The organism is Dyadobacter alkalitolerans DSM 23607 (assembly GCF_000428845.1).
GTDB lineage: Bacteria > Bacteroidota > Bacteroidia > Cytophagales > Spirosomataceae > Dyadobacter > Dyadobacter alkalitolerans.
The window spans coordinates 1-7,904 of the sequence record NZ_AUAS01000039.1 but is presented as its reverse complement, the minus strand read 5'-3'; the positions used below and the strand labels follow the sequence as shown (position 1 = coordinate 7,904).

Sequence of the window (7,904 nt, the reverse complement as noted above, 5' to 3'; positions counted from 1 at the left end):
TGAATTGCTTATACCTAAAGATAATCAATTCAGAAAAACTTTACAACCGATAAAAACGAAAAAAGACTGCCTCTTTTGAGACAGCCTCTTTTTTTTGTGCCTTAAATTAAATGTAGTGCTGCTGCCTGAGCTGAATGTTAACCCCTAATGCTAGTAAGCAGACCTGTCGTAGAATGAACGGCGGCGTGTCACTTTCAAATCCTGAAGAATGCTCGATTTTACTTTCAAGGTGAAGTTGTAATTGCTTACACGCGAAGCACTTCCCGCAAACGGCGTCCAGCTGAAACTCATATCCCAGCAATGCAGGTCGCGGTAAAGGGTTAAGGACGTGATCGTAGGCTCAAATGCAGTGAAGTCGAAACCCGTATTTACACTGACCTTGAAGTTTTTAGACAAACTGAGGTCCCCCGTAACCTGAACGGCCTGAATGAGTTGTGCTCTGGAAAGTCCGGGCTTAGTGAGGCCGAAGTTATAGTTCAGCGACACATTCCAGGGAATATTGAAATCTACATAGAGTTCCGGGTTTTGGGCGATAAACTCACGCTGCTCCTCAGTAACGGTCGGGTTTCCGTTCGCTGGCGGCACCACAGGTTTTGTCTTGTCAGAGCTTTTCGGTGCAAAGCTGGTCCCCAATGTGAAGCCCAGGTTTTGCAGGTTGGCCAATCCCTGACCTTGCGTAATGGCATATTTATTCACCCTCGTTCCCACCTGATTGCTCAACACCCGTGGATTCGCCTCATATGCGTAAGGATCCAGGTTCATATTGAAGTTCAAGTTCAGGTTCTTACCAATTCTTGCATTGGCGTTCACCGTAATGTTGGACAGGTTCAGCGAATCGGCCAGCAGGTTGTAATTTCCTCCCAAACTCAGGTTGTCCAGCAACGACACTTTTTCAAACTGTTGCGCAGCCGTGTCGCTTTTTGTTTTGAGTTTCATTTCAAATGAGTTGTTCAAACTAAAAGAAACGACACTCGAAGCCTGCCCGTTGCTCACGCCCGTTCCCACGCCCCTAAACCTGGACAATGAGTATTCCCGGTCCAGGCCGCGGTTTTTAATGTTTACTTTTTGATAAAAACCAAAAGCATCTCCCGTGAAATCCGGCGTGTAAGTGAATGATAATGAAGGGATAACCGTGTGGCGGATTGCTTCCAGTCGCTTGCCTTTAACGAAGAATGTTCCGTAAAAACGCGTATTGACACCCGCACCGAAGTTGTAAGAATATTCCGTTCCGGCCTGCCTTAATGTATCAATGCGGACCTGGTTTTTCTCAACCGAGTAAGCGTATTGTTTGGTAAAAACTTCACCTTGCAGGGAAAGGCTCGGCGTAACATTCACAAATCGTAAAACTTTGAAGTTAGGAAGCGAAATCGGCAGGCTGTAACGACCCGTGAACTGCGCATCCTTCAACATTTGGGGAAGGTTGTTGAGATTAAATTCAACTACTTTGGTTTTGTTAGCGCGTGTCGGATCAACATCGTTAATGATCGAGAAGCCCAGACTTGATGAAGAAGTATCTATCGCAGTCAGCGAGTTGGTCAATGCGTAGTTACCACTGAAATCAAGTCCCAGACGGAAGCTTTCATACCAGCGTCCCCGCCCGCCTTTTAATGCGAAAGGCGCAATCTGGTTTACGCCAAAGCTGAAATCGGTCGAAACGTTGGTCTTACCATTTTTCTTTCTTCCGTCAGCAGGATCAATTTGCCCGAAATTCTGGTTTACACGCAAACTCGCCGCAGCGCGCATGAACTGCCCGAAAGTACGGTTATACTGAACAGACGAACTTGCGACATTGGAAATGTATTTATTGGTTTCAAATTCCTGTAACTGGTTGTAACTGTTGCTGCTCACATTCACATTTGCAGAAAACTGCGAATTCCCGCGCGGCCTCGGCGCATGCGACCATATAATGCTGAAATCATTGGTTTGTCCGCGGCCAAGATCCCTGTCCACTTCATCACTCGACTTATTTTTATTAAACCGCAATGCGAAATTACCATTGTACTGGTAACGCCTGGAATACGTGGAAGCCACGCCCAAACCCCAGCTTCCGGTTGAGTAAATTTGCCCGGTTACTGATGCATTGATGTATTCGCTGATTGCAAAGTAATAACCACCTTCCCGCAGGTAGAACCCGCGTCCATTAGGCTCCTCACCATATGTAGGGAAAAGAATTCCGGAAGTTCCGTTTTCTTTCTTTTTTGGAAAAGGGAAAAAACCAAAAGGAAGCGCAATAGGCAACGGAACATCGCTGATTACCAGGTTGAATGGCCCGGAAATGACCTGTTTTTTATTCACCATTTTTATCTTCGGCGCATTGATGTAGTAATGCGGGTGCGTTAGATTACAGGTTGTATACATGGAATGGCGGATGTAAAAATTGCCTTCCGCATCCTTTTTTACCTTTTCACCGCGAATGTTCCCATCCCCTTCCTGGGTTACAATGCCCTGAATCAAGGCCTTTTTTGTCTTGAAATTATACCGGATCTCTTTGGTGTTGTAAGTCTCAGGCCCATCCTGAAATATGGGATCGCCGATCGTTTTCTTCGAAGTAGAGTCAGCAGGATCAGTGGTTCCAACGGCGTAAACTTCATTGGTAATCCAGTTGAGTCGTATATAACTGGCTTTAAGGTTAATGGTCCCGTAAGTCACTTCTGCATTTCCATACAAATGGACCTGCTTTAAAACCGCATCCGTGATCGTCGAATCCTCTGACGTATATTTAACAGTGTTTTGAAGATCGTCCGGATTTGATAAAGAGTCTACCGCGGTGGAATCTGTTAACCCTTTGTTAGTGAGGGAAGTATCGCCACCTGCAATTGCACCATTAACGGACGCAGCATTCTTCCCGGCACCGGTTGTGTCGATGCCAGCTTGTTTTTTTACAGCAAGGAGAGAGTCCGCTGTCTGTTTGGCAGAAGTTGTGACGTTCGGCTTACCCTGATTTTTCCCGGTTCTCTTAGTGCGTTGCTGTACACAGGCGACTGTGCTGAATATAAGAAACGCTGCCACTACTGACGATATAATAATCGCCTTTCTTTTCAGTTCTAACAAATAGCGTATTTTTGCATAACGAATTTCAAAATTAGCAGAGAAACCTCTAACGAGTAACGCCCTAATTAAAAAATAATGTTAAAAGTTCTTAAATTAGTAATTGTAGTAAGTGTCCTTTTTGTAAGCCTCGCTTTTGTAATTCAAGATGATGCCGCACCGGCCAGATCCAGCAAAGTAAAAACGGTGGTCATCGACGCAGGCCATGGCGGTAAAGATCCCGGGACGCGCGGACGTGTTACCAAAGAAAAAGACGTAGCACTGGCAGTTGCACTTGAACTCGGGCGAAAGATCAAAGAAGAAACTCCTGAAGTAAAAGTACTATATACCAGATCAACTGACGTTTTTATTGAGTTAGGTGAGCGCTCTGCTTTTGCAAACCGCAACAATGCCGACCTTTTTATTTCGGTCCATTGCAATGCAACACCCAGCTCCCGGTCCGTGAGAGGAACGGAAACATTCGTGATGGGTTTGCACAAAACACAAGGAAACCTGGACGTTGCGAAGCGTGAAAACTCGGTTATCTTGCAGGAAACGAACTATAAGCAAAAATACAAGGGCTTCGATCCAAACTCACCACTGGCGCACATCATGCTCGCCAACTACCAGAGTGCATTTATTTCCAGCAGCCTTCGCCTTGCAGATCTGATTGAAAAGAAATTTCAATCTGTGTCCGATCGCGACAGCCGCGGCGTAAAACAAGCCGGGTTTTTGGTGTTATGGAGATGTGCTATGCCCAGTGTTTTGATCGAAACCGGCTTTTTATCCACGCCGGATGAAGAGGAATATCTGGGTTCAGAAGAAGGCCAGAAAGAAGTGGCGGAATCCATTCATCAGGCGTTTATGGCATACAAGAAAGATATGGACCGGTAAATACGGCAATATCTTATATTTCGAGTTCAATACATTAGCCCATGAAAATATCAAGAGAAACAAAAGTTGGGATAATGGCCGTTTTCGCCATTGTCATGTTATATTTCGGCTTTCACATCCTAAAAGGCTCCGACGTTTTTTCCAGAACACATCAGTACTACGTGGTTTACGACAACATTGACGGTCTAACAGCATCCAATCCGGTGTTGCTGAATGGTTTGAATGTGGGCCGTGTGCAGGAAATTAAATTATTGCAAAATCAGAAGAACCGGTTGCTGGTAAGCATCGATGTGCAGAAAAGTATTGTTATTCCTGCGGGAACGGCTGCAATCCTCGCGGATGGCGGTTTACTGGGTGGAAAAGTCGTTAATCTCGCCATGGGAACCGGCCCGGCTTTGCAGGATGGCGATACATTGGTTTCGCGAAAGGAAGCGGGCATTTCCGCCGTTTTGCAGCAGCAGGCATTACCGCTCGTAAACCACGCCGATTCGCTCATTAAGAACCTGGATGTAGTGGTAATGGGGTTTAAAGAAACCGGTTTGATCTTGAACCAGGTTTTGAAGAACTACAACCAGACCGGGACGAATTTGCAGGGGTTACTGAATGAAAACCGCGCCAATCTGGTCGCCCTGACCTCCAATCTGAACAAACTTTCCACTTCCCTCGTCGAAACAGAAAAGGAATTGAAGCCGCTTTTGGCCAAAACGGGCACATTAGCAGACTCGCTTAATGCTTTGCGGCTGGGCGAAACGGTGCAGAATGCAAATAAGACCATTGGTGAACTGCATACATTGCTGGCAAGCGTGGAATCAGGCAAAGGCACAGCCGGAAAGCTCATCAAGGACGAAACGCTTTACAACAACATTGACCGCACGATGGTAAGCCTCAACAAGCTGTTGACCAACCTGCGCGAACATCCGAAGCGTTACATTAACATTTCCGTTTTTGGTAAAAAAGACAAAGGTCCGTCCGAATCCCCGCTCGACACGACCACGGTTATCAAATAGACATTTCAGTTTCAGGCATTTTCAAATAAAATTAAAGTCGTTTGCTTACGGGTAAACGACTTTTTATTTTTGAAAATAAACCTGACCTTCCGGCCAGTGGCGCATTACATTACTTCATCAATATGACCAGTCAAGAAAGTCTTCCCCATTTGATCCAGGTTCTTCAAGAGAAATACGAGCAGGTAAAACTTGGCGGCGGTCAGAAGAAAATTGAGGCCCAGCATAAAAAAGGCAAGCTCACAGCGCGCGAACGCATTGCTTATCTGATCGATACGGATACTTATTTTCTGGAAATCGGTGCATTCACTGCGGATGGCATGTATGCGGATGAAGGCGGTTGCCCATCCGGTGGCGTGGTTGCTGGAATTGGCTATGTTTCGGGAAAACAATGTATGATCGTGGCCAATGATGCCACGGTAAAAGCAGGCGCATGGTTTCCTATTGCGGCCAAAAAGAATCTTCGTGCGCAGGAAATTGCGATGGAAAACCGCCTGCCGGTCATTTATCTCGTGGATAGTGCGGGCGTTTATCTGCCTATGCAAGCCGAGGTTTTTGCTGATAAGGAGCATTTTGGAAGGATTTTCAGGAACAACGCGCAAATGTCAGCAATGGGAATAGTCCAGATATCGGCTATTATGGGCAGTTGCGTGGCCGGCGGGGCTTATTTGCCGATCATGTCCGACGAAGCATTCATTGTCGAAGGCACAGGTTCCGTTTATCTGGCCGGTCCTTATCTGGTCAAATCCTCCATAGGTGAGGACGTGGATTCCGAATCATTGGGCGGCGCATCCATGCATTGCGAAATTTCCGGCGTCACCGACAACAAGTTTCCCGATGATAAATCCTGTCTGGACGCCATTAAGCGCCACATTGACAAAATAGGAAAGCCCGCTTCCGCAGGTTTTGACAAAAAACCAACGATACAACCCAAACGCAATCCCGAAGAAATTTACACATTACTTCCCACCGACCGGCTCAAACCCTACGATATGCGCCACATTCTGGAATGCATTGTGGACGATTCCGAGCTCGATGAATACAAGCCCGATTATGGCAAAACATTGATTTGTGGTTATGCCCGAGTGGATGGCTGGGCTGTCGGAATCGTGGCCAATCAGCGTAAAATGGTAAAATCAGGCAAAGGCGAAATGCAGATGGGCGGCGTGATTTATGGTGAATCGGCTGATAAGGCAGCGCGGTTTATCATGAATTGCAACCAGAAAAAAATTCCGCTTATCTTCTTCCACGACGTAACCGGTTTCATGGTTGGAAGCCGCGCCGAGCAGGGCGGGATCATTAAGGACGGCGCTAAAATGGTGAATGCCGTCGCCAATTCTGTGGTGCCTAAATTCACATTCATCGTAGGGAATTCTTATGGCGCAGGCAATTATGCCATGTGCGGAAAGGCCTATGATCCGCGGTTGATCTTCGCATGGCCCACGGCTCAAATGGCGGTGATGAGCGGCGCAACCGCAGCCAAAACGCTGCTGCAAGTGCAAACAGCAACATTAAAAGCAAAAGGCGAAACCATCACGCCCGAAGCTGAAAAAGCATTGCTCGACGAAATCACAGATCGTTACAACCAGGAATTATCTCCTTATTACGCCGCGGCACGGTTATGGGTCGACGGCATCATTGATCCGGTGGAAACCCGGAAAATTATCTCCATAGGCATTGCAGCCGCAGATCAGGCTCCCATCGAGAAACCTTTTAATGTGGGTGTGATGCAGGTTTAATTTTAAAAAACGTCCATTATTATGTCTCAGAAAATAGCATTTATAGGTCTGGGTAACCTGGGAACACCCATCGCAGAAAGTCTCATTAAGGCCGGCTACGAGCTAACCGTTTGGAACCGAACTGCTTCAAAAGCGGATCCGTTGGTAACATTAGGCGCGAAAGTCGCTGAGAATGCGATCGATGCCGTTGAAACGGGCGGGATTGTGATTTCGGTGCTTGCAGATGATTCAGTCGTCGAGGAAATTTTTAATATGGAGCTGGTCGAAAAGTTGGGAAAAGGCGGTATTCACATTTCCATGAGCACCATTTCGCCCGAAACTTCCCGCCAAATGAGCCAGATACACGACTGGTATGAAGCGACTTACATTGCCGCGCCCATCTTTGCCAGGCCAGAGGCGGTTGTTGCCGGTGTAGGGAACATTGCCATTTCCGGAAAAGCCGCAGCGAAGGAAATCGCAAAGCCTATTTTGCAGGGATTCGTCAAAGGCATTTATGATTTTGGAGAAGATCCCGGCGCTGCGAATGTGGTCAAACTGGCCGGGAATTTCATGATCGCAGCGAGTTTGGAAATGATGGGCGAAGCATTTACGATGGCTGAGAAAAACGGGATTTCCCGTCAAAGCATTTACGAGATGCTGACTCAAACATTGTTTGCCGCGCCGATCTTTCAGAATTATGGGAAATTCGTGGCCAACAATGTTTACGAACCGGTTGCATTCAAGCTGGCTTTGGGCCTGAAAGACATTAACCTAACATTACAAACTGCCTCGGACGTGCATGTGCCTATGCCGATGGCGGACTTGATCCGTAACCGTTTTATTTCCGCATTAGCCAAAAAGCGGGATAATCTGGATTGGAGCGCGCTGGCGCAAGGTGCGTCCGATGACGCCGGGGCATAAAAAAAGAGGCTGTCTCAAAAGAGGCAGTCTTTTTTCGTTTTTATCGGTTGTAAAGTTTTTCTGAATTGATTATCTTTAGGTATAAGCAATTCAGAAAAAAATGGGTCGCCGCCAGCCTAATTTTAAGCCCTATCACCAGCAGCAGTTGATGCTGCTCCCTCCCAGTCTAGAAGAATTGATCCCCAAGGGGCATGTTGTGCGTGTGGTAGACGATGTGATCAATAAGATTAATTTAGAGCCGCTCAATGCTGCCTACTACCTCACCGGTCCTGCAAGTTATCATCCCCAAATGCTCTTAAAAGTGCTCGTATTTGGCTATATGAGCAACATCTATTCTAGC

Annotated in this window: 6 protein-coding genes; 5 read left to right on the top strand and 1 reads right to left on the bottom strand. The window is 46.7% G+C overall.

What is annotated here, in order from left to right; all coding sequences use genetic code 11:
- Positions 1-150: 150 nt before the first annotated feature.
- On the bottom strand, positions 151-3,051 hold the full coding sequence (locus G395_RS0126880; RefSeq protein WP_026632836.1) for a putative LPS assembly protein LptD: 2,901 nt from the start codon (positions 3,049-3,051) through the stop codon (positions 151-153).
- A 75-nt stretch (positions 3,052-3,126) separates the two neighbouring features.
- On the opposite strand from G395_RS0126880, the gene G395_RS0126875 reads away from it, so the two are divergent.
- The 5 genes from G395_RS0126875 to G395_RS30695 form a co-directional block, all read left to right on the top strand.
- Entirely contained in the window at positions 3,127-3,921 is a 795-nt protein-coding gene (locus G395_RS0126875) for an N-acetylmuramoyl-L-alanine amidase family protein (protein WP_026632835.1), read from the top strand.
- Between the two features lie 41 nt (positions 3,922-3,962).
- The gene (locus G395_RS0126870) at positions 3,963-4,928 is read left to right on the top strand and encodes an MlaD family protein (RefSeq protein ID WP_026632834.1); all 966 of its coding nucleotides are present in this window, start codon (positions 3,963-3,965) and stop codon (positions 4,926-4,928) included.
- A gap of 122 nt (positions 4,929-5,050) precedes the next feature.
- The gene (locus G395_RS0126865) at positions 5,051-6,664 is read left to right on the top strand and encodes an acyl-CoA carboxylase subunit beta (protein WP_026632833.1); all 1,614 of its coding nucleotides are present in this window, start codon (positions 5,051-5,053) and stop codon (positions 6,662-6,664) included.
- Between the two features lie 21 nt (positions 6,665-6,685).
- Positions 6,686-7,564, top strand: coding sequence for an NAD(P)-dependent oxidoreductase (locus tag G395_RS0126860; protein ID WP_026632832.1), 879 nt, complete (start codon positions 6,686-6,688; stop codon positions 7,562-7,564).
- A 100-nt stretch (positions 7,565-7,664) separates the two neighbouring features.
- The coding region (locus G395_RS30695) for a transposase (RefSeq protein ID WP_035362187.1) at positions 7,665-7,904 on the top strand (240 nt) is incomplete at its 3' end.

What these genes read in the sequence shown, in the direction of transcription:
- G395_RS0126875 (WP_026632835.1), top strand. Translation starts at nt 3,127, where the DNA reads ATGTTAAAAGTTCTTAAATTAGTAATTGTAGTAAGTGTCCTTTTTGTA.
- G395_RS0126870 (WP_026632834.1), top strand. Translation starts at nt 3,963, where the DNA reads ATGAAAATATCAAGAGAAACAAAAGTTGGGATAATGGCCGTTTTCGCC.
- G395_RS0126865 (WP_026632833.1), top strand. Translation starts at nt 5,051, where the DNA reads ATGACCAGTCAAGAAAGTCTTCCCCATTTGATCCAGGTTCTTCAAGAG.
- G395_RS0126860 (WP_026632832.1), top strand. Translation starts at nt 6,686, where the DNA reads ATGTCTCAGAAAATAGCATTTATAGGTCTGGGTAACCTGGGAACACCC.